The 26235-nt window shown below is 43.2% G+C and carries 27 protein-coding genes; 5 read left to right on the top strand and 22 right to left on the bottom strand.

Annotated features, from left to right (window positions below):
- Positions 1-25: 25 nt before the first annotated feature.
- Both BXY41_RS05825 and BXY41_RS05820 read right to left on the bottom strand, forming a co-directional pair.
- Positions 26-2284, bottom strand: coding sequence for a ribonucleoside-diphosphate reductase subunit alpha (locus BXY41_RS05825; RefSeq protein ID WP_104435735.1), 2259 nt, complete (start codon positions 2282-2284; stop codon positions 26-28).
- A 137-nt stretch (positions 2285-2421) separates the two neighbouring features.
- Positions 2422-3378, bottom strand: a complete 957-nt coding sequence (locus BXY41_RS05820) for a tRNA dihydrouridine synthase (RefSeq protein WP_104435732.1) — start codon at positions 3376-3378, stop codon at positions 2422-2424.
- Positions 3379-3513: 135 nt separating this feature from the next.
- Here BXY41_RS05820 and BXY41_RS05815 point away from each other — a divergent pair, with 135 nt between their 5' ends.
- Both BXY41_RS05815 and BXY41_RS05810 read left to right on the top strand, forming a co-directional pair.
- Positions 3514-4395 carry an N-acetylmuramoyl-L-alanine amidase family protein gene (locus BXY41_RS05815; protein WP_104435730.1) on the top strand — a complete coding sequence of 294 codons (882 nt, stop codon included), beginning with the start codon at positions 3514-3516 and terminating at the stop codon, positions 4393-4395.
- A 73-nt stretch (positions 4396-4468) separates the two neighbouring features.
- Positions 4469-6142 carry a S8 family peptidase gene (locus BXY41_RS05810; RefSeq protein WP_185140343.1) on the top strand — a complete coding sequence of 558 codons (1674 nt, stop codon included), beginning with the start codon at positions 4469-4471 and terminating at the stop codon, positions 6140-6142.
- A gap of 74 nt (positions 6143-6216) precedes the next feature.
- On the opposite strand, the gene rd is transcribed toward BXY41_RS05810, so the two are convergent.
- From rd to BXY41_RS05780, 6 genes are all read right to left on the bottom strand, one after another.
- Entirely contained in the window at positions 6217-6375 is a 159-nt protein-coding gene (gene rd, locus BXY41_RS05805; RefSeq protein ID WP_104435728.1) for a rubredoxin, read from the bottom strand.
- Between the two features lie 67 nt (positions 6376-6442).
- Entirely contained in the window at positions 6443-7024 is a 582-nt protein-coding gene (locus BXY41_RS05800; RefSeq protein ID WP_104435726.1) for a 4Fe-4S binding protein, read from the bottom strand.
- Positions 7017-7244: a 4Fe-4S binding protein gene (locus tag BXY41_RS05795; protein ID WP_104435724.1), complete on the bottom strand. Its 228-nt coding sequence runs from the start codon at positions 7242-7244 to the stop codon at positions 7017-7019. Before BXY41_RS05795 ends, BXY41_RS05800 begins: the two co-directional genes overlap by 8 nt.
- Before the next feature lie 153 nt (positions 7245-7397).
- Entirely contained in the window at positions 7398-7742 is a 345-nt protein-coding gene (locus tag BXY41_RS05790) for a cupin domain-containing protein (RefSeq protein WP_104435722.1), read from the bottom strand.
- A 93-nt stretch (positions 7743-7835) separates the two neighbouring features.
- A complete protein-coding gene (locus tag BXY41_RS05785; protein ID WP_104435719.1) occupies positions 7836-8177 on the bottom strand; it encodes an arsenate reductase family protein in 342 nt (113 codons plus the stop codon).
- A gap of 79 nt (positions 8178-8256) precedes the next feature.
- Complete coding sequence (locus BXY41_RS05780; RefSeq protein WP_104435717.1) at positions 8257-9375, bottom strand: 5-methyltetrahydropteroyltriglutamate--homocysteine S-methyltransferase; 1119 nt, start codon at positions 9373-9375, stop codon at positions 8257-8259.
- Between the two features lie 160 nt (positions 9376-9535).
- On the opposite strand from BXY41_RS05780, the gene BXY41_RS05775 reads away from it, so the two are divergent.
- Entirely contained in the window at positions 9536-10462 is a 927-nt protein-coding gene (locus BXY41_RS05775) for a LysR family transcriptional regulator (RefSeq protein WP_104435714.1), read from the top strand.
- A gap of 55 nt (positions 10463-10517) precedes the next feature.
- Here BXY41_RS05775 and BXY41_RS05770 read toward each other — a convergent pair whose 3' ends face one another.
- From BXY41_RS05770 to BXY41_RS05755, 4 genes are all read right to left on the bottom strand, one after another.
- Positions 10518-10949: a BMC domain-containing protein gene (locus BXY41_RS05770; RefSeq protein WP_104435712.1), complete on the bottom strand. Its 432-nt coding sequence runs from the start codon at positions 10947-10949 to the stop codon at positions 10518-10520.
- A gap of 21 nt (positions 10950-10970) precedes the next feature.
- Positions 10971-11411 (bottom strand): EutP/PduV family microcompartment system protein, encoded by a 441-nt coding sequence (locus tag BXY41_RS05765; RefSeq protein ID WP_104435711.1) that lies wholly within the window; start codon positions 11409-11411, stop codon positions 10971-10973.
- 4 nt (positions 11412-11415) lie between these two features.
- Positions 11416-11799, bottom strand: coding sequence for a BMC domain-containing protein (locus tag BXY41_RS05760; RefSeq protein ID WP_104435709.1), 384 nt, complete (start codon positions 11797-11799; stop codon positions 11416-11418).
- 196 nt (positions 11800-11995) lie between these two features.
- Entirely contained in the window at positions 11996-12571 is a 576-nt protein-coding gene (locus BXY41_RS05755) for a TetR/AcrR family transcriptional regulator (protein WP_104435707.1), read from the bottom strand.
- Positions 12572-12747: 176 nt separating this feature from the next.
- Here BXY41_RS05755 and BXY41_RS05750 point away from each other — a divergent pair, with 176 nt between their 5' ends.
- Together BXY41_RS05750 and BXY41_RS05745 are read left to right on the top strand one after the other, a co-directional pair.
- Positions 12748-13977, top strand: coding sequence for an MFS transporter (locus tag BXY41_RS05750; RefSeq protein ID WP_104435705.1), 1230 nt, complete (start codon positions 12748-12750; stop codon positions 13975-13977).
- Positions 13961-15022 (top strand): NADH:flavin oxidoreductase, encoded by a 1062-nt coding sequence (locus BXY41_RS05745; RefSeq protein WP_104435703.1) that lies wholly within the window; start codon positions 13961-13963, stop codon positions 15020-15022. The genes BXY41_RS05750 and BXY41_RS05745 overlap by 17 nt, the downstream gene beginning before the upstream one ends.
- A gap of 52 nt (positions 15023-15074) precedes the next feature.
- Here BXY41_RS05745 and BXY41_RS05740 read toward each other — a convergent pair whose 3' ends face one another.
- The 10 genes from BXY41_RS05740 to BXY41_RS26615 all read right to left on the bottom strand — a co-directional run bounded on the left by BXY41_RS05740 (position 15075) and on the right by BXY41_RS26615 (position 26133).
- Positions 15075-16952, bottom strand: coding sequence for a DUF4914 family protein (locus tag BXY41_RS05740; RefSeq protein ID WP_104435701.1), 1878 nt, complete (start codon positions 16950-16952; stop codon positions 15075-15077).
- A gap of 477 nt (positions 16953-17429) precedes the next feature.
- On the bottom strand, positions 17430-18704 hold the full coding sequence (gene purD / locus BXY41_RS05735) for a phosphoribosylamine--glycine ligase (protein ID WP_104435698.1): 1275 nt from the start codon (positions 18702-18704) through the stop codon (positions 17430-17432).
- The gene (purN, locus tag BXY41_RS05730) at positions 18701-19303 is read right to left on the bottom strand and encodes a phosphoribosylglycinamide formyltransferase (protein ID WP_104435696.1); all 603 of its coding nucleotides are present in this window, start codon (positions 19301-19303) and stop codon (positions 18701-18703) included. Before purN ends, purD begins: the two co-directional genes overlap by 4 nt.
- Positions 19297-20322, bottom strand: a complete 1026-nt coding sequence (gene purM, locus BXY41_RS05725) for a phosphoribosylformylglycinamidine cyclo-ligase (RefSeq protein ID WP_104435693.1) — start codon at positions 20320-20322, stop codon at positions 19297-19299. Before purM ends, purN begins: the two co-directional genes overlap by 7 nt.
- 26 nt (positions 20323-20348) lie before the next feature.
- Positions 20349-20864: a 5-(carboxyamino)imidazole ribonucleotide mutase gene (purE, locus tag BXY41_RS05720; protein WP_104435691.1), complete on the bottom strand. Its 516-nt coding sequence runs from the start codon at positions 20862-20864 to the stop codon at positions 20349-20351.
- Positions 20865-21104: 240 nt separating this feature from the next.
- Positions 21105-22934 carry a methyl-accepting chemotaxis protein gene (locus tag BXY41_RS05715; protein ID WP_104435689.1) on the bottom strand — a complete coding sequence of 610 codons (1830 nt, stop codon included), beginning with the start codon at positions 22932-22934 and terminating at the stop codon, positions 21105-21107.
- 108 nt (positions 22935-23042) lie between these two features.
- Positions 23043-25118 carry an aminopeptidase gene (locus BXY41_RS05710; RefSeq protein WP_104435686.1) on the bottom strand — a complete coding sequence of 692 codons (2076 nt, stop codon included), beginning with the start codon at positions 25116-25118 and terminating at the stop codon, positions 23043-23045.
- A 4-nt stretch (positions 25119-25122) separates the two neighbouring features.
- Positions 25123-25443: a DUF6142 family protein gene (locus BXY41_RS05705; protein ID WP_104435684.1), complete on the bottom strand. Its 321-nt coding sequence runs from the start codon at positions 25441-25443 to the stop codon at positions 25123-25125.
- A complete protein-coding gene (locus BXY41_RS05700) occupies positions 25412-25903 on the bottom strand; it encodes a VanZ family protein (protein ID WP_104435682.1) in 492 nt (163 codons plus the stop codon). Before BXY41_RS05700 ends, BXY41_RS05705 begins: the two co-directional genes overlap by 32 nt.
- Positions 25904-25983: 80 nt before the next feature.
- Positions 25984-26133, bottom strand: coding sequence for a hypothetical protein (locus BXY41_RS26615; RefSeq protein WP_170072231.1), 150 nt, complete (start codon positions 26131-26133; stop codon positions 25984-25986).
- Positions 26134-26235: the final 102 nt, after the last annotated feature.

Below are 26235 nucleotides of genomic sequence, written 5' to 3'. Positions count from 1 at the left end.
TTTATTGTCTTATTTTCTTAACTTCTTAGCTGGAGCATGCCTCACAGTCGTCCACTTCAAGGCTTTTGGAGCGGATGTAATAAATGGTCTTTACTCCCGATTCCCACGCCAGAATGTACAGCCCAAGCACCTGCCTTAAGGTATAATCATTGGTAATATACAAATTCATGCTCTGGGCCTGGTCAATATGGCGCTGTCTGACCCCTGCTGCCTTTACAGACCAGGTCTGGTCAATATAATGAGCATTTTTGTATAGCCAGAACGTATCCGCAGTAAGCCCAGGCGCAACCCTTGGAACCAGTCCGTTCTTTTTCTCTTCCAGATAATACCGGCTCATAATCGGATCAAGTCCTGCCGTCGTCCCTGCAATCATGCTTGTACTGCTGGTGGGGGCTATGGCAATCAACCAGCCGTTTCTCATCCCGCATGCATTTACTTTTTTACCTAATTCGACCCATTCACGGGATTCATAGCCCCGTTTTTTAAAATAAGCACCTGTCTGCCAGTCGCTTCCTTCAAAGAACGAATAGCTTCCTTTTTCTCTTGCAAGATCACAGCTGGCCTCAACCGCTGCATAATTTATGGTCTCAAAAACCTGATCTGCGAAAGCCAGATGTTCCTCTGATTCCCAGGCGATTTTATTGTTGGCAAGCATATGGTGATAGCCGCTTACTCCAAGACCGATTGGCCGGTACCGTTCATTGGTGATCTCTGCATAAGGAACTGGAAAATAGTTAAGATCAATGACATTGTCAAGCGCACGCACTGCACTGCGGACCAGTCCGGTTACTTCTTCTTTGGAATTCACATCTATTTTTCCAAGGGATAAACTGGCCAGATTACAGACAACAAAATCCCCGGGCTTTGTTACGGTAACAACAACCGTTTCCCCGCCCACGGTCTTCATGCTCTGTTCCACCTGTTCCACTGCGCTCATATTCTGGGCGATTTCCGTACAGAGATTGCTGCAGTAGATGATTCCCTTGTGGCTGTTTGGATTGGAATTATTGACTGCATCCCGGTTAAATGTAAACGGAGTTCCTGTTTCTACCGCACTCTTTAAAACAAGTCGGATAATATCCTTAATCGGGACAACCCTTTTATGAATTCTTTCGTCATTTACACACTTAAGATAACGTTCCTCCCACAAATCTCCCCAACAGTCTTCCAATGCCCAGCCCATTACAGTGAGTATCTCGTGGGGACACATCAGATACCAGTCACTTTCCATATCTTCCTTCGCCTGCCGCCAGAAAAGATCGGGGTAGCAGACTGCCGGGAACACATCGTGGGCTTTCATGCGGTCATCGCCGTTATTGGTCTTAAGCATTAAAAATTCTGGAAGATCCTTGTGCCATACGTCTAAGTACACTGCTACTGCCCCCTGACGCATGCCCAGCTGATCCACTGCAACCGCCGTATCATTGGCAAGCTTGATCCAACGGATCACACCTCCCGCCGCTCCTTTAAATCCCCGTATGGAACTTCCAGCCGCCCGGACTTTTCCAAAATACAATCCCATGCCCCCGCCAAATTTACTGATCTTGGCAAAACTGTCTATACTTCGGTAAATTCCGTCCAGACTGTCCGGCACTGTATCGATAAAACAGGAAGAAAGCTGATGGTAGGGTTTTCTCGCATTGGATAAAGTAGGGGTTGCCATGGTCACCTTTAATGTGCTGAGCATATCATAAAACTTCTTTACCCAGCCGTCCCGGTCCACCTTTTCCAGCATGGCAAGATGCATGGCAATCCCTAAAAACATCTCCTGAGGTGTTTCAAGGGGAACATTCTCCCTGCTATGAATTACGTAACGGTTTAACACCAGTTCCAGTCCGGAGTAATTAAACAGACGGTCTCTGGTATGATCAATATAAGCTTCATACCGGTTAAGTTCGTCCTCGCTGTAATTTTCAAGGATGTAGCTCCCATACAGATTCTCTCCTGTTAAATAAGCAACTTTATCATAGAAGCTTTTTAAGCCATGCCTGTTAAGCTCTGCGCTCAGGATTCGTCCAAACTGAACCAGATAAATTCTGGCACTTACGTATTCCCAGTCGGAGGCTTCCTGGGTCGTCAGTTCAACTGCTGCCTGAATCAGTGCAGAAAGTCTCTCTCTGCCAGTCATGTCCTCTTTAAAAAATGTCATAAATTTTATATAAAGCTTGTTAAGACCGTATGACGGCGAATCCCATTCCCGCTCTATCTCATCAAGTACCGGACTTAATTCAGGTACTTCCTTAAAGTATGCCAATATCTCATTTTTACCGTATAATTCATCCATACTGATTCCTGCCATTCTATTGCGTTATAATAATATCAATAACTGTTATCAAAGCTATATTCATGAATATACCACAAGATATTGTTAATTTCAACCATCCCATCACAAAATATTCGTTTTTTATCTTTACAAAAGAATCATCGGGGGAGAAAATCCAGAGAGGATTTTAACTCCAGATCCTGGAAAAGTGCATTTACAGCAGACATATAATCCCATAGATTCTGGGATTTTTGTATCTTTTTCCCGTGCTTTTCGCTGTTTTCAAATGACTGAAGCATATAAGCCCACAGTTCTTTCATTTTAAACAATAGATTGCGGTCGCCAAAAATCGTTTCCCGGTATCCAGAGAGGATTTCGTCATGAAATGCCCGCAGCTGCTCTTTCTCTAAGCGTCCCTGTCCTTTTATTTCTCCTGCAAGCATGGGATTGGCAATCAGTCCCCTGCCAAGCATTACCCGGTCCACAGACGGAAATGTCTGAACCATTCGGTCATAAGCATCAGGAGTAAATATGTCTCCATTATAGCAGACGGGATTTTTACTAACGGTGACCGCCATCTGAAACATGTCCCAGTTTGGAGTGTTCCGGTAAAAATCTGTTTGAATTCTGGGGTGGATAATCAGTTCCTTAACCGGATACTTATTATAGATTTCCATAAGACGGTAAAATTCCTCCGGACTGTCTTTTCCGATTCTGGTTTTAATGGAAATGCTCATATCAATGGAAAAAATCCGGTCCAGAAACTGGTCTAACTGATCAGGAACTGCAAGAAAACCAGAGCCTCTTTGTTTGGATACAACCGTTTTAGATGGACAGCCCAGATTTAGATTTACCTCATCATATCCATATTTTTTTAGTTCCATAGCGGTCCAGACGAAGCCCTCCCAATGATTGGTCATAATCTGTGGAATCGTCCTTGCGCCCTCATTATGCTCCGGAAGAATATCATTTTTTTCACTGGAAGAAAATTCACGGTTCTGTGTCGGTACAATAAAAGGTGTGAAGTATACGTCTACATCCTTGAAAAACTTACGATGTGCATTTCTGTAAATATATCCTGTAATCCCCTCCATGGGGGCGAAGTAATAGTTCATAGTCAGTTCTCCTGTTCCTTTTTTACACTCCCCATTCTACCACAGGAGATGAAAAATTCATAGAATACCATTTGCAGATTTTGACAATTAGTGCTATAATATTGGGCAAAATGCCAATGCTCAGGAGGATCTATCATGTTTCGTTTTAATCAGATTTTTAAACGTACTACCGGTGTCATCATGCTTGCAGCCCTGTTCTCATCTTCTGTTGTTTTCACAGCAAAAGCGGAAGAAGAATCCGGACCTGCCTTTGCTCCGCCGGTTAACCATACTGCTGCACCTGAGATCGGTCCTGGAATGAGTTTAAAATCCAACTGTGTAGTTGTTTTAGACCCTGGACACGGAAAAACAGACGGTCACTACTCCGGCTGCCACTTCGAATACAACGGAGTTACCTATAATGAAGATATCATTACAATGAAAATAGCCAATTATACAAAAGAATATCTGGAGAAAAATTCCAACTATACCGTTTATCTGACGAAAGACAGTTCTGAAGTCACAGTTCCTCTGGATCAGCGGGCTGCCTTTGCGGCATCCGTCCGCGCAGACTTGTTTGTCAGTCTCCATGTGGATTCCATCGCTGGAAACGGCACTACAAGGAACGCTTACGGCGCCAGTTCCATGTCTCCCAGAACCGGACGTTTTAACAATGACGTCGCCATTCAGTCCCAGGAGGCAGCAAATACGATTTTAAACCAGCTTACGGGCCTTGGACTTCACAACAGAGGATTAATCCTTCAGGATTCCAAAAACGGAACCTTATATCCAGATGGAAGTACTGCTGATTACTATGCAATTCCCCGATATTCCCAGATGTACGGTCTCCGTGGTTTTATCATTGAACATGGATATATCAACTACATCAGCGACTTAACCGGATTTCTCTCCACCGACGAGCAGTTAAAGAAACTGGGAGAGGCTGACGCCAAAGGTATCATCGAATATTTAAACAAAGCTGGTAAGTCTACTTTTACAACGGCTACCGCTACTGTTTCGGCACCACCTGTCAACTAAGAGCTCATAATCCCTGCCTTCCTGCATAAAATATATCATAAATTACGGCCCAAACTGGCAGGGAGGCACAGGTTTGTCAAAAATTCTGGATAACAGTTATTATGATTTAATGATCAGCACCGCCCTGGCTCCAACCTATGATACCGGTGATAATATCACCTATTTAAACAGACAGAACTCTCTGCTTCATATCCCCGCCGGCAGCGGAGATCCCTGTGATCTTGGAAAGCATTCCTACAGCAGCTTTCCCACCCTTTACAACCTTGCCTCAACCATAAGCCTGGAAAAATCGGGAGTTACTACGGTACAGACAAATCCCTATCTGGCTTTATACGGGCAAGGGGTATTGGTAGCGGTCATTGACACTGGGATTGATTACCGTCATCCGGCATTTCTCTTTAATGACGGCACTTCCCGGATTCTTACCATGTGGGATCAGACCGATCAGTCAGGAACAATCCCCAACGAATTTACCTTTGGTACCGAATACAGCAGGGAACAGATTAATGCTGCCCTCAAGTCCCCAGACCCCTTAAGCGTTATTCCTATGACAGATGTGCTGGGACACGGAACTGCCATTGCCAGTATCCTGGCTGGCTCTCCCAACGAGCAGCAGGGGTTCAGCGGCGTAGTTCCCCAGTCTGATCTGGTGATTGTTAAGTTAAAGGAAGCGAAGCCTGTTCTGAAAAAAGTATCCTTTGTTCCAGAAAATGCAAACTGCTATCAGGAATCTGATTTAATTCTTGGCATCCGCTATGCCGTTACCGTTGCTTCCCGTGTTAACCGCCCTGTTGTCATCTGCATTGCTCTCGCGAGCAATCAGGGCGGTCATGACGGAAGAGGTGCGGCCAGCGCTTATTTAGACCATCTGGCCCTTCTTCCAGGCAATGGGATATCCGTTGCTGCCGGCAATGAGGGAAACAGCCAGCGTCACTACTACAATTCTACTTTGGCTGCCCCTTACTACAATGACATCGAGCTGAGAGTGGGCAGCAGTGATACTTTATTTGCCATGGAAATCTGGACTTATGCACCTGCCAGACTTTCCATTGATATCTCCTCTCCCAACCGCGAATCTACCCAGCCGGTTTATCCGGGATTAAACCAATGCAGAAAGTTCAGCTTTATTTTTAATAAGACTACAATCTATGTGAATAACATTATTTTTGAAGAGGAGACAGGGGAACAGGTGATTCTTCTGCGCTTTAGTAATCCACTTCCCGGAATCTGGTATCTGCGGGCACAGAGTCCGGAAAACGAGGCTTTTTCCTTTCATTCCTGGCTTCCCGCCGGCAGTCTTTTATCAAATGATACCTTTTTCCTGAATTCAAGTCCGGATACGACCATTACATCGCCAGGGAATGCAAGACACCAATTGACTGTTGCTGCCTATAATCAGTTAAATGACAGCATTCTTCCAGAATCAGGAAGAGGCTATACAAGAACGGGTCAGGTAAAACCCGATCTTGCAGCTCCAGGCTTTGAACTCACCTGTGCAGTGCCAGGAGGTCTTTACGGAACTGCAACCGGAACGGGAGCTGCTGCTGCCCATGCAGCGGGAATCATTGCCATGGTATTTGAATGGGGAATTGTAAAGGGTAATTATCCCAGACTCACCGGCAATGACGTGAACCGTCTGATGATAAGCGGTGCTGTGAGAAATCCGGCAAACACCTATCCAAATAATATATGGGGATACGGTCAGGTTGATATAAACCGGCTGTTTGAGCGTTTCACCAGTAATTAAAAAAAGCCTTCAAGCCAGGCGATAAATCGCCTGTGGCTTGAAGGCATGTCTGCCGTTCAAAGATGACTGCAGGTTTATTCTTCAACAAACATATCTTTACCAACTCCGCATACTGGGCAAACCCAATCCTCCGGAATATCCTCAAATGCAGTGCCTGGCTCAATACCAGAATCAGGATCACCGATTTCCGGATCATATACGTATCCACATGGTTCACAAACATACTTTGCCATCCCTGTCACCTCCTTACATTTCTCTGTGCTTCTTTTATAGCATATAATATGTTTTTTATCAATAGATTTATGATGATTTGTCCTTTAACTTACAAATCTGCTGTGTCATGGTTCCCATGGGACAGTATACGCACCAGGATCTTGGTTTATACAAAACCATGGTGATAATACCAAGCACTGTGGATGTGAGCATGACGCTGTAGAACCCAAAGGCAAACTGGGCAACCCAGTCCGCTGCTATGGTTCCATGATAAGCAAAATGCCAGGGAAGTTTAAAGGTCCATAAAAGCTGCACTGCCTGTTTTAAGCTTCCTGCATCTGAAAAAACCAGATAGGTGGTAAACAGCATATTTCCAAACATGATAAGAAAAAAGATGAGAAATCCATATCGGAATCCACGGCTTCTTATCAATGCAGGGATATCTTTTTTCCGGGATAATTTCAGTTTGTTTCCAAGAAGGTCCAGAAGCTGGCCTCTGCCGCAGTAGTGATTGCAATAAGTTTTATTTCCCTTAACTGCAGAGATTCCCAATGGAATCAGGAAACAAAGGAGTCCCAGCCAGGCAAAAAGGATATTAAAGAATCCCAGGATCAGATAGAGTAAGGATGCCAGCCAGAGATAATCATACCAGTTTTTTTTCTTATTCATTCCCATCTTCCCCCTTTTTCAGTATTTCAATATGAATCACAGATGCCGGACAGGCCTTTGCACACAAACCACAGCCGACACATTTTTCCGTGTCTATTTTTGCTGTGATCCCACGTGGTATTGTAATGGCTCCTTTTGGACACACCTTCATACAGCTGCCGCAGGCGACACAATGGGTCTCATCTACAACTGCATACCTCTTGTTTTTTTGTAACGTCATTGCTTCCTCCATGTTTTTTTCTAAATCTTAACAGATTTTTTCCAGATTTTCCGTGACCATGTCACTTTAGACAATCCATTTTGATTCGAAAAGAGGAAAAAGATCTGTCTCTGCCATGGTTTCAGGCAAAATACAGATCTCTTCATATACGTTTTATGATACAAAATCTTCTCTCATCGGAGTGAAAATATCAACTAAAATTCCTTTTTCCAGGCATACACAGCCATGTATCACACCATCCTGTTTTAATAAAGTATCTCCGGCCTTAACTGTCTTTACTTCATCACCAATGGTAAATTCAAACGCACCGCTTGCCACATATGTAATCTGTGTATGGGGGTGATTATGCATCTTACCAATGGCTCCCTGCTCAAAATGATTCTCCACACACATCATGCCATCACAGTATGCCAGCACCTTTCTGACAACACCGTCTCCTGCTTTCTCCCCTTCAATATCCTGATTGAATACCCATCTTTGATTTTTTTCCGTTTTCATGTTATGCCGCTCCTTTTCGTAGTTTTCTTAATTTTAAGTAATTTTAATCACAATGTCAAGATGATCCGGCAGCCGTATTCTACCTGCCTGTTTTTATTTCCAGTCTTTCCACGTATCAGGCTGATAACCGATTGTTGCCTGTTTTCCATTTCTGACAATGGGTGTTTTCAACACTTCCTGGTTTTCTAAAATCTTATCATCTTTATCCTCAGGAGCAATATATCTGATAAGAGCCAGAATATCCTGATTCCGGCAATTCTCATCAAGCATGGCATCCGTACCGCCCACCGCCTGTTTCACACTGTTATACTCCCCTTTGCTCATCCCTTTTTCCTTCATATCAATCAACTGATACGGAATTTTACGTTCTTTAAAATAACGTTCTGCTTTTTTCGTATCAAAACACTTTTTGGTTCCGAATATCTGTACATTCATGGTGTGCCCTCCTTTGCCAAACTAAAAATGGTACTGTTGTTTTTATGTCTCAAACAACAATACCATTTTAAAGATAATTTTACCAGACCTCTTCTGAAATTTCTTTTACCAGTTTTATTTTTTCCCACTGTTCTTCTTCTGTCAGTTTATTTCCCTCTTCCGTTGATGCAAAACCACATTGGGGGCTTAAGGATAAGCGGTCCAGGGGGATATAACGGGAAGCTTTGCGGATTCGCTCAATGATCCGTGACTTTTCTTCTAAATCCGGAGATTTGGTTGTAATCAGCCCAAGGACTACCTGCTTATCTCCATCCACATAATGAAGGGGTTCGAAATCTCCCGAACGCTCATCATCAAATTCCAGGTAGTAAGCAGAAACATTTTCTTTTCCAAATAAATGGGGGGCAATGGGGGCATATCCGCCGGAGGAAGCCCAGGTGGAATGATAATTGCCTCTGCATACATGTGTATTGATTACCAGATCTTCCGGCAGATTCTCCATCGCCAGATTATTCAGCCTTACATACTTTTCTGCCTCGGAAGTCACAGATTTTGATCCCTTCTGTCTGGCTTCCCAATAGTTTGTGTCACAGAACATACCCCAGGTACAGTCGTCAAACTGGACATTTCTGCATCCAGCCTCATACAGATCAAGGAGTACGGTGCGATAAGCAGATGCAATATCCCGGATCAGTTCTTCTTCGTCCGGATAGTATGACTTTGTCTGTTCCAGATTATCTCCCCGCTCCAGCTCCGCCAGAAACTGGGCCGGTGCCGGTATGGTCTGTCTTGCAGTAACTGAATCATCCTCAAACAACTTCACAAATTTAAAATGCTCTACAAAGGGGTGATTTTCCCCGGAGATTCTCCCGCTCAGGCCGGCTGATTCTCCTCTGGTAACTTCGTCATGAAACGCATAGCCACGTTCTACTTCCAGTTTTTTAACACCCTGAAGCCCCCACATGAAATCCAGATGCCACCAGCTTCTGCGAAATTCTCCGTCTGTAATGACAGGAAGTCCTGCCTCTTTTTGCTTTTCGATCAGCTCTGTGATGGCTCTGTCCTCAGTTTTTCTTAATTCTTCTTCTGTTACGGTTCCGTTTTTCCAGCCTTCTCTTGCCTCCTTTAAATAATCCGGACGCAAAAAACTTCCTACTATATCAAATTTAAATGGGGCTCTTTTTTTCAACTGTGTCATGATTTTACTCTCCTCTCTTTTTTCCTGTCTTGTTTTTCTTTATTCTAACGGATAAAGGGATATCTGTAAAATTCTATATTTTTATGACGTGATATAGTTTTAAACTATATCACTTTGTGTTAGAATAAAAACAGAACGAAAAAGAGAGGAATCCGTTGCCATGACGCTTCAGCAGCTTCGCTATATCATCACCATCGTAAACTGCGGCTCTATATCAGAGGCTGCAAAACAGCTTTTCATTACCCAGCCCAGCCTTTCCAATGCAGTGAAAGAGCTGGAACAGGAATACGGCATCTCCATATTTAACAGAAATCCAAAGGGGATCTCTCTTTCCTTAGACGGTAGTGAATTTCTTTCCTATGCAAGGCAGGTTCTGGAACAGGCTGATTTACTGGAACAGCATTATTTGAAAAAAACTCCGGCAAAACGGATCTGCTCCATATCCACCCAGCATTATGCATTTGCTGTAAATGCCTTTGTCAATCTGGTGGAAAGGCAGGACAACGACGAATATGAATTTACTTTACGGGAAACAAGAACGTTTGAGATCATTGAAGATGTGAAAAATTTCAGAAGTGAACTTGGTATTGTTTATTTAAATGATTTCAATGAGAAGGTGCTTGAAAAGCTTTTCAAAGACAGCGGACTGATCTTTCACCCATTGTTTGAAGCTTCTCCTCATGTATTTATCAGTTCATCCCATCCTCTTTCCAGTCGTTTATCTGTTACAATGGAGGATTTAATGCCTTATCCATTTCTGGCTTTTGAACAGGGGGAAAATAACTCCTTTTATTTTTCTGAGGAAATATTAAGTACTGTTCCAAGGAAGAAAATCATCTACGTCAGTGACCGGGCTACGTTATTTAATTTATTAATTGGGTTAAATGGCTATACCATCTGCAGTGGTATCTTAAACAGCAACTTAAATGGAGATAATATTATTGCCGTTCCTCTTATTACCTCGGAATGTATGAGAATCGGCTGGATTGAGAATCCAAAGATACACTTAAGTATATTCGCCCGAAATTATCTGGAAGAATTAAAGGATTTAATCCGGGCGGATGGGCTAGCGGTTTTTGTGGAGTGATTTTAACAGTAAAAAGCGACTCTGCATCATTACTCCATGCAGAACCGCTTTTATACTATCTCACTGTAACCGGACAAGCCTTATACTGTAACTCTTCACGAAAATATTTCATAATCTCAAACACAGCAGTTTTCACTTCCTCCAAAGGACCAGTCAAAATCAGGGTACCGCTGAACCGGTCCAGAAATCCCAGTTCCACGTACCCGGCTTTAACCGCGATATCTGCTGCAATAACTGTGGATTCGGGAGGGGACATATGTATGGTGCCGATTGACATTCCCTTAAAGTCCTCTCCTGCATGGGTACCTATGTCCAGGCCCAGATTCTTATATACAGAAGGTTCGGAAACTCCGATGACATGGGCCATTGATATTTCTTTCCCGGAAACGGAGACTTTCACCACACGCATCTGCTCATTTCCCCCATGTCTGTGTGTTTTTCCTAAAATCTGCTGTAATGCCTCCTGATCAGGCCGCTTTTCTGTCATTTAAACACACCCTTTCTGGGTTTATCCTTTTTTCTCTTCCCCTAAATATTCCTTTAACAAGGCAATGCCTTCCCCGGTGATACTGCTGACCGGGAAAATCCGTTCACAACCAGCTTCCTCCAGCCACTGCCGTACCATGGCAACCTTGGCACCGGGAGCATCTATTTTGGTTATGATTCCAATCATAGGCCGGTTGCAGGCATTGATAATCCCCGGCGGAAAGAGATTAAAGGGCTCATCTGCCCCGCACAGCAGGCCAATGACATCTGACTCATAGGAAAAACAGCAGAGAGCCTGCATGGATATATTCTTATTTTCCACGTATTCTCCCGGTGTATCAATGGTAACATCCCAGTGATTGACGTACTGGGTCTTATGATAAACCACCGGCTCTCCCTTTAATGCCTGGGTCAGAGAAGTCTTGCCTGCTTCGCTTCTTCCGCATAAAAACAATTTTTTCATCTTATCACCGCTTTGTAATCTGACAGGTCACATACCCAAGTTCATCATGAAAATACTGTACGATCTCCGTAATCGCAGCCTGAACCTCTGCGATCTCACCGGTTATAATCAGTGTACCGCTGAACCGGTCGGCAAATCCAAGATCAATATTTCCGCTCTTTACCGCAATATCAGATGCTATGACTGCCGACTCCGGAGGAGTCATATTCATAATTCCGATAGCAGAGGAACGGTAATCAATTTCCGGATTTAAACCCAGCTTACGATATACCACTGGCAGCGGTCCTCCGATAATATGGGCCAGAGTAATTTCTCTTCCTGCCACTGTTTCCTGAACGATACGGATCTGCTCTCCCTGTTCTGAGGAAGCTCCATATTCATTTCCCATTTAATACCACCTCGATCCATGCAAATATAAACTTTACCAGTTAATTATAAGCGTTTCCCTCTAGGGCAATGTCAATGCCTTATTATCTTGGGAACCACATGTCCATATTTTCTGCATTTTAATCGTTCTGTCTCTCCAGCCTCACATTTCCCAGGCAAAAACCTTTCCCAATAGGGTAATGTTTCCGTTAAGGAGTTCAAAGCGCCCCAAGCCCTTTCAGTACACAGGAAACCACATTTCTTAAAAATGCTTCATCAATCCCCTCTCCGGTAATTAAAAGCCGGTAAAACAACGGGGCATAAATCATTTCCACACACAATTCCAGATTCAGCCCGCTCTTCATCTCCCCCCGCTCAACTCCACGTTCCAGAATCGTTCTGGAAACTTCTCTGCGAGGAGAAAAATATCTGGACTGGTAAGCCTCTGCTACATCAGAGTCGGACTGGCCTTCTGCAATCAATTCTCTTATAATCCTTCCTTCATCCGATGCCAGGAACGTAGAAAGGTTGCTGATCTGTATTACCAGATCTTCTATTACCGAACCGGTATCCGGTACAGGATACTGCTCCTTTAAAGTTTTGAAAAAGCTGTCTGCCACTACAGCCGCCTTATTCGGCCACCATTTATAAATCGTTGCTTTGCTCACACCTGCATGCTTAGCGATCCCTTCTATTGTAACAGCCTGAAATCCATGGTCTGCCACCAGCGTGTGGGCGGAATTAAGGATTGCTTTCTCTGTTGATTCACTGCGCGGTCTTCCCTTGCCTGCCATATTGGGTTATTGTCCTTTCAATTAGCAATTTTATATAATGAACGTTTCGTTTATTATATATCTTTCGTTTATTTTTTTCAAGGGAAATCGATTGACATTTGTATAGAATAGGATTAAGATTTAATTACTAAACGATACGTACAGTTTATATAATTCAAGAGAAATGAGGTTTCTTTATGAAAGAAAATAAAATGAACAAAAATCAATCTCCTCTGTGGCTGGTATTCCTTCTGGCTGCCTCCTGCGGTCTGATTGCCGCAAATTTATATTACGCTCAGCCTCTTGCCGGACTGATCGGCAATTCCCTTTCCATGCCCAGATCAATGACAGGGCTGATTGTCACCATGACTCAGCTGGGGTACGTAATTGGACTTCTTTTTATCGTACCGTTCAGCGATATGGCAGAAAACCGGCTTTTAACCGGCTTAGGCCTGATGACGGCTGCCTGCGGTCTGATCATTAGTGCTCTCACGCACCATGCCGGCCTGTTTCTTTTTGCAGCCTGCCTGACCGGTATTGGTTCTGTATCTGCACAGATATTAGTTCCTTACTCCGCTTCGCTGGTTCCCGCGAAGGAGCAGGGACGTATGGTGGGCAATGTTATGAGTGGACTTTTACTTGGTATTATGGCAGCACGTCCCTTTTCCAGCCTGCTTGCCCAATTTACCGGCTGGCGAAGCGTATTTCTTTTATCTGCCGGTATTATGGCAGTCATTGCAGTTTTACTGGTGTATCTGCTTCCTCCCCGCAGTCCCTTAAAGAATCAGTCATACCGCAGTCTGATCGCTTCTTTGTTACCGCTATTCATTCACACACCTGTACTAAAGCGCAGGGCGGTGTATCAGGCCTGCCTCTTTTGCTCTTTCAGTCTTTTCTGGACTGTGGCTCCTATGTGGCTGGAAGAACATTATCACCTGACCCAGACCGGGATTGCATTATTTTCTCTGGCTGGTGTGGGAGGAGCAGCGGTATCCCCTGTTGCCGGAAAGCTGGCTGACAAAGGGTATACAAAACCGCTTACTCTCCTGGCTTTTTTCACTGCATCGGCGGCATTCCTGCTCACCCACGGGATCTTATCTCCCACCCGAATCTCCCTTATGGTCTTTCTGGCAGCTGCCCTTCTTCTTGATATGGCCGTATCGGGAAATCTGGTAGTGAGCCAAAAGGCAATTTACGAACTGGGGGATCAGACCCGTGGAAGAATGAATGGCATATTTATGGCAGTTTTCTTCACCGGAGGAGCGCTTGGCTCTTTTCTGGGCGGCTGGGCTTATGCATATGCAAGCTGGTCAGGTGCTTCTCTCATAGGAATGGCCATGCCGCTCATTGCCCTTCTTTACTTTCTGACTGACAATGGATATAATCATAATTATAAAAAGGAGATCATCAATGAACAAATTATTTAATTCAATGAAGATTCGTAATCTGGAGGTAAAAAACAGAATCGCCGTACCTCCCATGGTAATCTACAACCGTACCGATGACACAGGCTATGTAACTGATATTCAGGTGGAGCATTACCGTAAAATTGCCCAGGGCGGACCAGGACTCATCATTCAGGAGGCGACCTGTGTGGAAAAGGATGGGAGACTCTGTGATTCACAGATTGGAATCTGGGAAGACGGGCAGATCGAAGGACTTAAAAGAATTACAAATGCGGTTCATGAAACAGGGACACCCATCTTCGTACAGATTCATCACGGCGGCGTCTTCGGCTTTATGGAAGAAACCGTCTGCCCCAGTGACATCCAGTGTATGGTGAAGGGAACCATGAAAAAATCCAGAGCACTCACAGGTTTGGAATTGCACCGGATTCAGAACTCATTTGCAGATGCTGCAGAACGGGCATATAAGGCAGGTTATGATGGAGTGGAGCTTCATGGATGCCACAACTATTTAATCAGTCAGTTCTTAAACAGCCGGGTGAACGTGCGAAATGATGAATATGGGAATAATCCGGCGCTGTTTGCTCTGGAAATAATCAGAGAGATCCGAAAACGAACACCCGATTCTTTTGTCGTGGGAATGCGGCTGGGTGCGTTCGAGCCAACACTGGCAGACGGGATTGATCATGCCCTGATTTTCCAGGCAGAAGGGATTGATTTTCTCAACATCTCTTTTGGATTTATGCAGCTTTCAGACCCATTTAAGCCGGATAGCTACCCGTTCACGGACTTAATTTACGGTGCACAGGAGATCAGGAAACAGGTCTCTGTACCGGTTTTCACCGTGGGAGAAATCATTTCCCCAGAGCAGGCCGATGAAATATTAACTGCAACCGGCGTCGATATGGTTGATATCGGACGGGGGACTCTGGTTAATCCCAACTGGGCAAATGATGCCAGAAACGGAAAAGATACAGGAGCCTGTCTTCACTGCAAAATCTGTATGTGGCGGATTAATCCGGAAAAGTGTCCTGGCAGAATCAGGTACGAAAGAAATAATAAATGACAAAAAACGCAGCTCTATGGATGAACCCCATCTTAAGAGCTGCGTATCTTTTTTAATATCTCATAGGCATAATTTCAAGATAATCCTGAACTGTTGCACCCTTCATGAACATCTCAATAATCTGCTTTCCTAATGGATTTAAGTCATCTGTATTGTATTTAACCAGTTCCTGTCTGAAGAACTCAGTTAAGATTTCAGCACCTGCATCATAGCCTTCGATTCCCACTTCCTGCTGTGTCTCCGGTCTTAAGAATGCTCTTCTGATATATTGTCCATCAATCTTTAATGAATCAAGACCAAATCCTAACAGAGGACAGCGGGCTTCTACCAGATGTTCTGGCTTGAACTTCGCGCTTCCGCGGCGTGCAATATATTCTCTGGAGATCCACTCAGGCATAAAGCTCACTTCATACGCTCCGATATGCTGATTGGGAATCAGAACATAGCGGGTGTTGGTAGACTGTAATATCTGATCCAGAAGAAGGTTTGCCTGTGTTACCATCTTACCTGTTGCAAATGGCCAGTAGGAGCCCACTCCTTCGCTGGTCATTCCCTGGGAGTCAATAATACTTGGGTTGTTGTAACCTCTTGGTGCTACCAGACGCCACAGCCATGCAAGAGCTGGAGGAAGGATATGCATAATACCCATAATTCCATATGACGGATTTGCCTTTGTACAGGCAGGTGTTCTGACTCCAAAGCTTCTCACATCAACCTCAACCGGCTCATCAATGGAATTTGGAACCAGCTTTCTTGGCAGAATTACCCGAGGATTGGGGCATGGTTTTCCAGTGCTGTCCATGGTATGCTCCCATGGCAGACAGGTTGCTTCCGGTACTCCCTGAAGGTTTAAAAAGATTAACGGTTCTTCCGGCTGAATGAATATTCTTTCATACTGGGGAGAAGCTCCGTAACGCTTAATATTATCCACTCTTAAGAACCAGGAAGACTCTGCATCCTTTACAACCAGTTTCTTACTGCCCTGCTGCATCTTGGGGTGGCACAGTGCCATATCATCTGTTACAGGAATCAAATCGCAGGTCTCTGAGAGATTTAAGAAATACTTTTCTCCTGTCACCGTATTTTTTCCTAATACAACTCTTCCATCCATCTCTTTATGGATATCTTCCAGCATTTCACTTTTTCCGCCGCCGGAAGCACCTTCATGCATAATCACGATTTCATTGTCGTAAGGAGTGATAACCTTTACTGCGGATGCATGTGCTGTTACCCAGCCTTCTTCCTCACCAATGTCTAAAAGCACGCCATAAATACCTTTTTTGGCACTTGGACCTGGATAAAGATTATAGGCATATACCTCATGTATTCCCTGAAGACGGTTATGAACCACTACCTGTTTTCCATTAAAATGTGTATGACGGAATGGCGGTGCGAGAAAAACAACAGCTCTCGGTTTAAAATCATATGTGATTTCGTCTATGTTTAAAAATCCCTGGAGATCCGCAAGGCCTGCTGCGAAAAATCCTGCGTTGGCCGGAGCTACTAAAACAGAATCATAACCATACTCCAGACCGCCGGATTTAAATGGGAAAAATATCAGTTCCTGATTTTTCAGCCAGTCAAAGGTATCCATTCTGAGAATTTCGAAATCTTTGTGATAAACATCTTCATATCTTGGCTTATCCGTAGGATTCTTATCTGCAATCAGCATGGAATTTGGATCACGTCTGCGCATGTAATCTTCCATATAATTCACTACAATACCATTTTTACATCTGGTTGCAGTCGCCTCTAACACTCTTCCCTTGCCTTCCACTTCATAATCAACATCAAATGTAACATTCTCATCGCCGCCCATAGCAAGAGTTAACAGTTCATTTCTTGATTTTGGAATGACCACACCTTGTGACTGATTTAAAATATCCTGTACATACTCCGGTAAATTTAATTTACGTAAACATTCTAGCATATTTTCCTCCATTCCTGTGCATAATTATGCACCTGAAGTTTGTACCGAAGACCGCACTGGTACAAACTATGTAGTTTTTAAAAACCCCAAACATTAGTATTACATAGTTTATTTTAGACATTTTTCGTCATATTACTCGTCCAGCATATTTTGTCAAATTTTGACATACCCTCTACCTTTAAACATCAACTTTATTTTTATTACTCCTGCCGATCAGCCTCCCTTTATCAGGCATTATGGGAAAAGCCGATACCCGTAACCTGGATATCGGCTCAGTTACACCTTTATGCAACCCGTTTTATATGTCTTCCGGTACTATGAAACTGTGTAAATCCAGTCTTATCCTATGCCGTCATCAGATAGTGATGTAGAAAAACACTTTAAAAGAACAAAGTCCTACTGTAGAGATACAATATCATGAAAATTCTGTCGTGTCAACGTTTTTTTATGCAGAAAACCCGCTGACATCAGGCGGCTCTACGCTTCATCAATTGCCTTACCAATATCATGTCTCATAAATTTATTTTCAAAATCCACCCATTTAACGGCTTCATAAGCGTTGGCTCTTGCTTCTTTTAAATTATCTCCAAGAGCTGTCACACCAAGAACTCTTCCACCGTTAGTAACGGGAATTTGCTCTTTATCAAACTTGCTTCCTGCATGGAATGCATAGTATCCATTCTGTCCTTTAAAACGCTCCAGCCCTTTGATTGGAAACCCTTTTTCATAATGCTCCGGATATCCATCAGAAGCCAGAACCACACAGACCGCTGCATTATCTTCAAATTGTAAGTCAATGTCATTTAGTGTTCCATCGATGCAGGCCTCAAACACCTCTATAATGTCATTTTTCATTCTCGGAAGTACGACCTGCGTTTCCGGATCACCAAATCTTGCATTATACTCTAAAACCTTAGGACCCTGGTTTGTCAGCATTAAACCAAAAAAGATAATTCCCTTAAATTCCCTGTTCTCAGACAACATTGCATCCACTGTTGCCTGATAGATGTATTTTTTGCAGAATGCATCTATCTCCTCAGTATAGAAGGGACTGGGAGAAAATGTTCCCATTCCGCCTGTGTTAAGGCCTTGATCTCCGTCCTGAGCCCGTTTATGATCCTGGGCAGAAGTCATTATCTTTATGTTTTTGCCATCTACAAAAGAAAGTACGGACACTTCCCGGCCAACCATGAATTCTTCCACTACAATCCGGTCACCGGCAGAACCGAACTGCTTATCCAGCATCAGGGTTCTGACACCGTCCTTTGCCTCTTCTAATGAATTGCAGATTAATACGCCTTTACCAAGAGCCAGACCATCTGCCTTTAAAACAACCGGCATTTTGGCAGTTTCCAGATAAACAAGTGCATCCTCTGCTGAATCAAAGGTTTCGTAAGCAGCCGTGGGGATTCCGTATTTTTTCATCAGATCCTTAGAAAAAGACTTGGAGCCTTCCAGACAGGCAGCCTTTTTCTCCGGACCAAATACCCGGATTCCTGCGTTTATAAATGCATCAGCAGCACCTGCCACAAGAGGATCATCGGGTCCGACAATTACCAGGTCAATCTCTTTGCTTCTGGCAAATTCCACCTGACTGTCAAAATCCATCACTCCGATGTCAACGCATTCTGCAATTTCAGCAATTCCGGCATTTCCCGGAGCGCAGTACAGCTTTTGAACCTTAGGACTCTGGGCGACCTTCCATGCAATGGCATGCTCTCTGCCCCCGCCTCCAATGATCAGAACCTTCATGCTTTTTCCTCCTGTTCCTTTGCAATCAGTGCAATCGCCTGGGGAAGAATGACCCACTCCGCTTCTTCCATGACTCTTTTCTGAAGTTCTTCCGGCGTATCACCTTCCTTTACCTCCACTGCCTTTTGCAGAAGTATGGGACCTGTATCCGTTCCCTCATCAACATAATGGACAGTAGCACCTGTAATCTTCACACCTCTGGCCAATGCTGCTTCATGAACCTTCAGCCCAAAATAGCCGGTTCCGCAAAAAGAAGGGATCAGGGAAGGATGAATATTGATAATGCGGTTTCTGTATTTCTGAATCATCGCTTCAGGAATGGTAACCAGAAAACCGGCTAGTACGATTAAATCAAGACGATACTCATCAATTTTCAATAATAGTTCATTATGAAACTGCGTTCTGTTTTCAAACTCCTTAGGGGAAATGCAAAGAGCATCGATTCCATGATTCCTTGCACGTTCTAATGCGTAGGCACTTTTGTTATTGCTGATGACTACTTTGACTTCCGCGTTTTTAATCTCCCCGCTGTCAATGGCATTAAGAACCGCCTGAAGATTGGTTCCCCCGCCGGATACCAGAACGCCGACTCTTAGCATAAGACCACACCCTTCTCACCGGCTTTTGTACAGCCGATTACATAAGGGGTTTCTCCTGCAGCTTTGATTGCCTCCATTGCTTTATCCTGATCAGCAGGATCCACCGCCAGCACCATACCAATTCCCATGTTAAAGGTATTGTACATGATCTCTTCTGCTATCTCACCTTTCGCTTCCATAAGCTTAAAGATTGCGGGCACTTCATAGCTGTCTTTTTCCACTTCAGCACAGATTCCATCTGGAAGCATACGGGGTATATTCTCGTAAAATCCGCCTCCGGTAATATGGCTGCAGCCTTTAATGGTCACACCGCTCTCTTTTACGCTTTTTAATGCTTTCACATAAATCTTGGTGGGCACAATTAAGCATTCGCCAAGGGTTTTACCAAGCTCTTCATAATAAACATTTAAATTCTCTTTTGTTACATCAAAAACCTTGCGGACAAGGGAAAAGCCATTGCTGTGGACACCGGAGGAGGCAATACCGATTAACACATCATCTGCTTCGATGGATTTGCCGGTAATCAGATTTTTTTCATCAACCACTCCTACTGCAAAACCTGCAAGATCATATTCATCCTCAGGATAAAAACCAGGCATCTCTGCAGTTTCTCCTCCAATCAGTGCGGCTCCTGCCTGCTTGCAGCCTTCTGCCACACCGCTGACGATCTCAGCTATCTTTTCCGGATAATTCTTTCCGCAGGCAATATAGTCAAGAAAAAACAGAGGTTCGCCGCCTGCACAGGCAATATCATTGACGCACATGGCTACACAGTCAATACCAACGGTATTATGTTGATCCATAAGAAATGCTATCTTCAGCTTAGTTCCTACTCCGTCGGTTCCGGACACCAGGGTTGGCTTCTCCATATCTTTGAATGCTGACATGGAAAACGCTCCTGAAAATCCGCCAAGTCCGCCAAGTACCTCTGGTCTCATGGTTTCCTGTACATGCTTTTTCATTAATTCAACCGATTTGTAACCAGCTTCAATATCAACTCCGGCATTCTTATAATCCATCTCTTTTTCCTCCGCTTTTTCTTCCTTTATTTCATCTGGGACAAGTATTCCTGATATCCGATCTTATCCAGTTTCTCTGCTTTTTTCACTACATCATTCTTCAGATTCTCAGAATAATCCTTCAGCCTTGCCAAAAGCTTAGCATCTCCTGCAGCTAATATCTTTGCAGCCAGAATTCCAGCATTGGTACCTCCGTTAATAGCTACTGTGGCTACCGGAATGCCGGAAGGCATCTGTACAATGGAATACAGGGAATCCACTCCCCCAAGATCTGAAGTCTTCATAGGAATACCAATGACAGGCATAGGAAATAATGCGGCACACATTCCAGGAAGGTGAGCTGCTTTACCTGCTCCGGCGATGATCACTTTGATGCCTCTGGCTTCTGCTGTTTTCGCATATTCAAAAAATATATCCGGTTCTCTGTGCGCAGAAATAACAGTCATTTCGAATTCTACTCCCAGTTTTTCAAGAACCTCTGCAGCCTGCGCCATAACAGGCATATCTGAATCACTTCCCATAACAATAGATACATTTGCCATAGTAATTTCTCCTCTTTCTCTTCCAATCGTGTGTAATCATTATTAAGAGTAATGTTATTAATAAGTTTACCTAATATTATATGCTTATTAATTAATTTGCACTTATTAATTATAATACTAGCTTTTCTCTGACTCGTCAATATTTTTCTTTATAATTTTAAGTATACCCGGTAACAAAAAAAACAGGCGTGAAAACCGGAAGGATCTGACATCCTCCTGCTTTTCACACCTGTTCTGTATTTAATATTTGCTGTTCTTAAATGAAGAGGAGTCTTCAAAGTATACCGGGTCAATGACAACCGGCTCCAGCTCTTCTTCCTGATAAACCGGAATAAAATCAGCCTCTGCTTCTTTCTTTTCCGTGTTTAAAGGCAGGCTGCTCTTCTCCGCTGTGCTGCCATGTACCTTGAATTGCTGAATCAGGCTTTTCATAATCTGTGCCTGTCCGGATAATTCTTCACTGGCAGCCGCACTCTGTTCTGCTGTAGCAGAAGTGGTCTGAACCACACTGGAAATCTGATCGATTCCCAGTGTAACCTGATTAACAGCGGCAGCCTGTTTGTCCGAAGCGGCTGCTATTTCTTCTATAATCATATTAATGCGGCGGCTTCCTTCAACAACCTCCTGCATGGCCTTTGCTGTTTCAGCAGTGATTCTGTTTCCATTCTCCACTGCCTGCAGACTTTCTTCAATGAGAATGGTAGTATTTTTAGCAGCTTCTCCTGACTTGCTTGCAAGGTTGCGGACTTCGTCTGCTACCACAGCAAAGCCTTTTCCTGCCTCTCCTGCTCTTGCAGCTTCTACTGCCGCATTTAATGCCAGAATATTGGTCTGGAATGCAATGTCCTCAATGGTTTTAATGATCTTGCCGATCTCACTGGATTTGGTGTTAATCTCAGTCATGGCCTGATTCATTTCCATCATCTTCTGATTGCTCTTTGTTACATTAAGACTGGCTTCTTCTGATTTTAACCGTGCCTCTTTGGCGTTCTCGGCATTCTTATTAATCTGATTGGAGATATCATTAATGGTTGCTGCCAGTTCCTGAATGGATGAGGCCTGTTCCGTAGCTCCCTGGGACAGAGCCTGAGCTCCGGATGATACCTGCTCAGAACCGCCTGCAACTAAGTCAGCGGATTCATTAATCCGGGTAAAGGCATCGCTTAAATTATCCCTGATATTCCTGATTGCCAGTAATATTGGTTCATAATCCAGAACATACTGCTCGTGGTTCTTTGAAACAACTGTAAAATCTCCAGCTGCCATGGATCCAAGGATGTAGATTATATCATCGATGATACTGCCAATATTTAATATGGTGGAACGCATACTGTTGCCAAGGCCGCCAAGTTCATCCTTTGACTGATAATTCAAATCAACATGGAGACTGCCTTTTGACATCTCTGCCGCTGCTTTTTCAATCTGTTTCACAGGAGCAACAATGCTTCTTGTCATGGCAGCTGCAAGAATGATGGTGGCTGCCGCTCCAATAATCTGAAGCAGGATAACAATCACTTCAGTACCGGTCATATCAGACTGGGATCTTTTATAATCACTGTCAGCACTCTGTTTGGCAGAATCACTGATCTGGATCAGATCAGCCTGAATCTGGTCAAAACGCGGTTCCAGTGATTCAAAGAAAACCTCTGTTGCCTGCCTGGTTCTGTTGTCTTTTGCCAGGGTGAAGACTTCTTCTTTGGAAGGCTCTGCTTCGCTGAGGGCCTTTTCAATATCTTCAACCAGGGCTTTGTCACCCTTGTATTTGTCTTTCAGCTGTTGAAGATTTTGTTTTAATTCATTAAAATCTGCCTCAGACTGGTCAATATAGTTACCTTTTTTTATTAAATCTGAAATCATGGTTGCATAGCCCACATTCTTCGCTGCTGACTCAACATTGCGTCTCATCTCAACCGTCAGCATCGATACCTCATGACCGTTGTTGTAAAATTCTACAAACCTGGAATTATTAACGATCAGACTGTATAACGAGGTGCCTGATACAATTAAAAACAAAATAAAAATAATTCCAAAAGAGACTGCAATTCTTTTGCCAATCTTTAAATTCTTCATCTGGTATCCTCCAACTATCTCTTTTGTAAAGTCCTCACACCGATAGTGTATTATCGGCAATTATAAATATATCTTAATGGCAATCTCTAAGTTTTCAATTATGAAAGCCTACAGCCCGGAAAATGGCAGATTCAATTCTTCCGTACCTTTTAATATAAATTTTCCATCTTCAATTATCAAAGTTCGTTTACCATCTCCACAAACCGTTTCAATCTTATCCAGTTCCGCGTAAGGGATGGTGATGTCTGTATGACAGTTAAAATATGCCTTGGATGCATCTTCTTTTCTCAGTGCTGAAACCTCATTTTCCTTGGCTATAATCTCCTTGCCATTGGGATTATACAGCTTGCTGTCTTCCGCCCAGCTGTAGCACGTATCACCAACTGCAAAATGTGGTCCCATCTTCTCCACAATTAAAATAGGAAGCTTATCAAGAATATCAAACTTTCTTGCCATAGCATAAGCAGTGGTATTGGTTCCGATGGCAAACTCACCCATGGGCAGAGTGTCATGGTTCTTTAAAATCACCTGTCTGATCAGTTCCTTCCCTTCCTTTGGATCTTCAAAATTACTGCAGGAATAGTCTTTGATCATGCCGTCTTCAAATGTCATAACCAGATCCTTAAACTGGAAATCAGTAATGTATACCGTGCTGACTTCTAATACACCGCTTGTTCCAGCCAGTCTGGGTGAAGTAAATACTTCGCCGAGGGGAATATTCACATCGGCCACACAGTTTTCAAAATTCGTTTCTTTATCCCTGTCTTTTAAATGATGGAGTGCCACTGTCAGACGGGTTTTATTATTCCCTTTTCCTGTAATTTCCACATAGTCTGCTTCATCCAGTGCATCGATTATGGTTTGCTGCAGTCCTTTGTACTTTTCATAATCCAGGGTATTGATGGCAATGGTCTCATTAAATATATCTTCAAAATTATCACCGATTTCCGGAACGGGAAATGCGATGATGGTAAAGCTGATCTCATCACCGGGTACATACTCATTTAATATTCTGGCTGTTTCACTGGCCATCTCCACAGAAAGCTTCTCCTGTTTGGGATCAAGGTGGTTGGCTTCCGGTTTATTAACCGGCTGGAAGCCTTCTTTTCCAAACGTCTGAATCACTGCAGGTCCTGCAAATGCGGCAGCCAGATCTTTGTATGTCTCGTATGCAACTTTCAGTACAGAAGCTTTTCGGTCTTTAAAGGCTTTATTGACATAGATCGCATCATCATAACGGTGATCATAATCATACTGACGGTTTGGTGATGTACTATAATAGCCTGCTTTCCGTCCAACATTGGTATTCACTGCCCAGACTGCAGCACGGCATAAAATCACCTTAAGCCCCAGTTTTTCGAAATTCTCTATGGCATATTTTACCATGCGTTCAAAGCCAAGCTCATAGCGGATCTGGACTGCTTTCTTTTTGGATAAATCTCTGCCCATTACCTCAAAGCCTTTTCTGTAACCTTCCGTATAAGTATCCGCCATCAGACGAACCTTCTCCTCCGGAAGGGAATTGAGATAATCTGCAACTTTAAGCTCGGAATCCGTAATATATTCCCCAAAGCGGTAGAGATAGCGAAGATCCGTTAAATCACTGCCCCGAATAATATCAGTTGCAAAGGTAAGGGAAGGATCTAAGCCCTCTCTTACACGGAAAGTCACTGTATGGTCCGTATAATCACTGACAAACCAGTAAATAACCTCCTTTACAGAGGCCACCTCCGGCACTCCCTCTTCAAACATGTTATAGATTTCTATCAATGCCTCATTTAAAATCGTGATATCAGTCAGTCTGTTTTCATGAATAAAAACAATATCCCCTCTGATTTCTTTATAAAGGTAGCAAAGGAGCTGACCGAATCCGTCTCCCAGTTTTTCCACTGCATAAGCTGGATTGGCATAACTGGTTTCATAAGCGTCAGGAAGAATGTCCTCATAAAATTTCTGGTTCCATTCTTTCAGTTCTTTTAAGGAAGCAGTATTAAGCTTTCCCTCTTCTATAAAGTCGAGGTATTCCCCCATCAGGCATATAAATGAGGCTGTCCTTGTAAAATAATCATGAAACGGCTGTGACACGGTCTTCTCGTAAGAGATCTGACTGATCCGCTCCATAGACAATTGAAACCGTTCCATAATTCCTTCATTTTCCTGTTCAAACATTTTTCTACTATCCATTTTTTTACCCCTTCATTCCAATAATAAGAAGAACTATCCAAAAAATAATCAGCAAAACACTGATGCCAATTCCGATCTTAGACAGTATGTATTTTTTTTCCTTTTCAAAGAAAGAAAGAACACCATAAAACAGGGAAAAGATAGAAATTAACATGCTGCAAAAGCAGACAGCCGCAACGTTTAACTGCGCCTGTCCTGCAGTAATTGCAGCACTGGATATTCCAAGTATCCCTAAAACCAGTGCTCCTAAAGCCAGTCCCAACGCCAGAAAACTATTTTTAGCATACGGTTTTCTAATGTAGGATACTCTTTTCTGCTTTGACACGCCTCATCCTCCTTACTCTTATGTGCTGTACTATTTTATAAAAAATATATCCAATCATTCCTCCCAGGGAGTTTAAAATCATATCATCCACATCAAAACTTCCCACCTTGAAAATAAGCTGGGTGGTTTCGATACAGAGACTGAATAAAAAACTGAGCAGTGTTGTATTGAAAAAGCGGCGGCTCCTGCGGCTGATCACCGGCAGAAAAAATCCAAAAGGCATGAAACAGACTATATTCCCAACCACATTTAAAAGGAAAGATTTAAACCCCACCACATGGCGGTAAACAATAAATCTCTTAATTTCCTTCAGCGGAATCAGGTTATATGCGTATTCCTCCCGTATATGGCCGCCTCTTCCAAAATAATCGGAGAAAAACAGAAAATACGCCAAAAAGATCAGGTAAATTATAAAAATCACCCAACCAAATTTCTGCCGTTTCGTCGCATTTTTAATCATAACAGCTCCATCTTTATTCCAAAAGGAGAGAGCTGCCAGAATTTTATGGATTCTGACAGCCTCCGCTCTTGTGATAACGGTTAAAATGTAATTTCAGATTTTCTTTTCATTAAGATTGCTCCGTTTACGATTGAAATGATACCGGCAGCAAGTCCGATGGCTGTCACTATAATTCCAACAACAATATTTAATGCACCTGCATTTCTCATGGTTTTATATACTCTTTCCATATCCTGCTCTCCTCGTATAATAAGTTTGTAAGCAAGAAAAATTGCTTTCAGACTTATTCTTTTTTATAAGTATAGTGGTAAGGACATCTCTGGGGATTCTCC

The organism is Lacrimispora xylanisolvens (genome assembly GCF_002934545.1).
Taxonomy (GTDB): domain Bacteria; phylum Bacillota; class Clostridia; order Lachnospirales; family Lachnospiraceae; genus Lacrimispora; species Lacrimispora xylanisolvens.
This window is presented reverse-complemented; position numbering and strand designations above follow the sequence as displayed.

Coding starts and splice junctions, on each gene's coding strand:
- BXY41_RS05785 (WP_104435719.1), bottom strand. CDS start 8,177: ATGAATGTACAGATATTCGGAACCAAAAAGTGTTTTGATACGAAAAAA.
- BXY41_RS05800 (WP_104435726.1), bottom strand. CDS start 7,024: ATGAATAAGAAAAAAAACTGGTATGATTATCTCTGGCTGGCATCCTTA.
- BXY41_RS26615 (WP_170072231.1), bottom strand. CDS start 26,133: ATGGAAAGAGTATATAAAACCATGAGAAATGCAGGTGCATTAAATATT.
- BXY41_RS05775 (WP_104435714.1), top strand. CDS start 9,536: ATGACGCTTCAGCAGCTTCGCTATATCATCACCATCGTAAACTGCGGC.
- BXY41_RS05750 (WP_104435705.1), top strand. CDS start 12,748: ATGAAAGAAAATAAAATGAACAAAAATCAATCTCCTCTGTGGCTGGTA.
- BXY41_RS05740 (WP_104435701.1), bottom strand. CDS start 16,952: ATGCTAGAATGTTTACGTAAATTAAATTTACCGGAGTATGTACAGGAT.
- BXY41_RS05700 (WP_104435682.1), bottom strand. CDS start 25,903: ATGATTAAAAATGCGACGAAACGGCAGAAATTTGGTTGGGTGATTTTT.
- BXY41_RS05760 (WP_104435709.1), bottom strand. CDS start 11,799: ATGGGAAATGAATATGGAGCTTCCTCAGAACAGGGAGAGCAGATCCGT.
- BXY41_RS05745 (WP_104435703.1), top strand. CDS start 13,961: ATGAACAAATTATTTAATTCAATGAAGATTCGTAATCTGGAGGTAAAA.
- BXY41_RS05755 (WP_104435707.1), bottom strand. CDS start 12,571: ATGGCAGGCAAGGGAAGACCGCGCAGTGAATCAACAGAGAAAGCAATC.
- rd (WP_104435728.1), bottom strand. CDS start 6,375: ATGGCAAAGTATGTTTGTGAACCATGTGGATACGTATATGATCCGGAA.
- purE (WP_104435691.1), bottom strand. CDS start 20,864: ATGGCAAATGTATCTATTGTTATGGGAAGTGATTCAGATATGCCTGTT.
- BXY41_RS05790 (WP_104435722.1), bottom strand. CDS start 7,742: ATGAAAACGGAAAAAAATCAAAGATGGGTATTCAATCAGGATATTGAA.
- BXY41_RS05820 (WP_104435732.1), bottom strand. CDS start 3,378: ATGAACTATTACTTCGCCCCCATGGAGGGGATTACAGGATATATTTAC.
- BXY41_RS05710 (WP_104435686.1), bottom strand. CDS start 25,118: ATGGATAGTAGAAAAATGTTTGAACAGGAAAATGAAGGAATTATGGAA.
- BXY41_RS05795 (WP_104435724.1), bottom strand. CDS start 7,244: ATGACGTTACAAAAAAACAAGAGGTATGCAGTTGTAGATGAGACCCAT.
- BXY41_RS05815 (WP_104435730.1), top strand. CDS start 3,514: ATGTTTCGTTTTAATCAGATTTTTAAACGTACTACCGGTGTCATCATG.
- purM (WP_104435693.1), bottom strand. CDS start 20,322: ATGGATTATAAGAATGCCGGAGTTGATATTGAAGCTGGTTACAAATCG.
- BXY41_RS05770 (WP_104435712.1), bottom strand. CDS start 10,949: ATGACAGAAAAGCGGCCTGATCAGGAGGCATTACAGCAGATTTTAGGA.
- BXY41_RS05715 (WP_104435689.1), bottom strand. CDS start 22,934: ATGAAGAATTTAAAGATTGGCAAAAGAATTGCAGTCTCTTTTGGAATT.
- purD (WP_104435698.1), bottom strand. CDS start 18,704: ATGAAGGTTCTGATCATTGGAGGCGGGGGCAGAGAGCATGCCATTGCA.
- purN (WP_104435696.1), bottom strand. CDS start 19,303: ATGCTAAGAGTCGGCGTTCTGGTATCCGGCGGGGGAACCAATCTTCAG.
- BXY41_RS05765 (WP_104435711.1), bottom strand. CDS start 11,411: ATGAAAAAATTGTTTTTATGCGGAAGAAGCGAAGCAGGCAAGACTTCT.
- BXY41_RS05780 (WP_104435717.1), bottom strand. CDS start 9,375: ATGACACAGTTGAAAAAAAGAGCCCCATTTAAATTTGATATAGTAGGA.
- BXY41_RS05825 (WP_104435735.1), bottom strand. CDS start 2,284: ATGGATGAATTATACGGTAAAAATGAGATATTGGCATACTTTAAGGAA.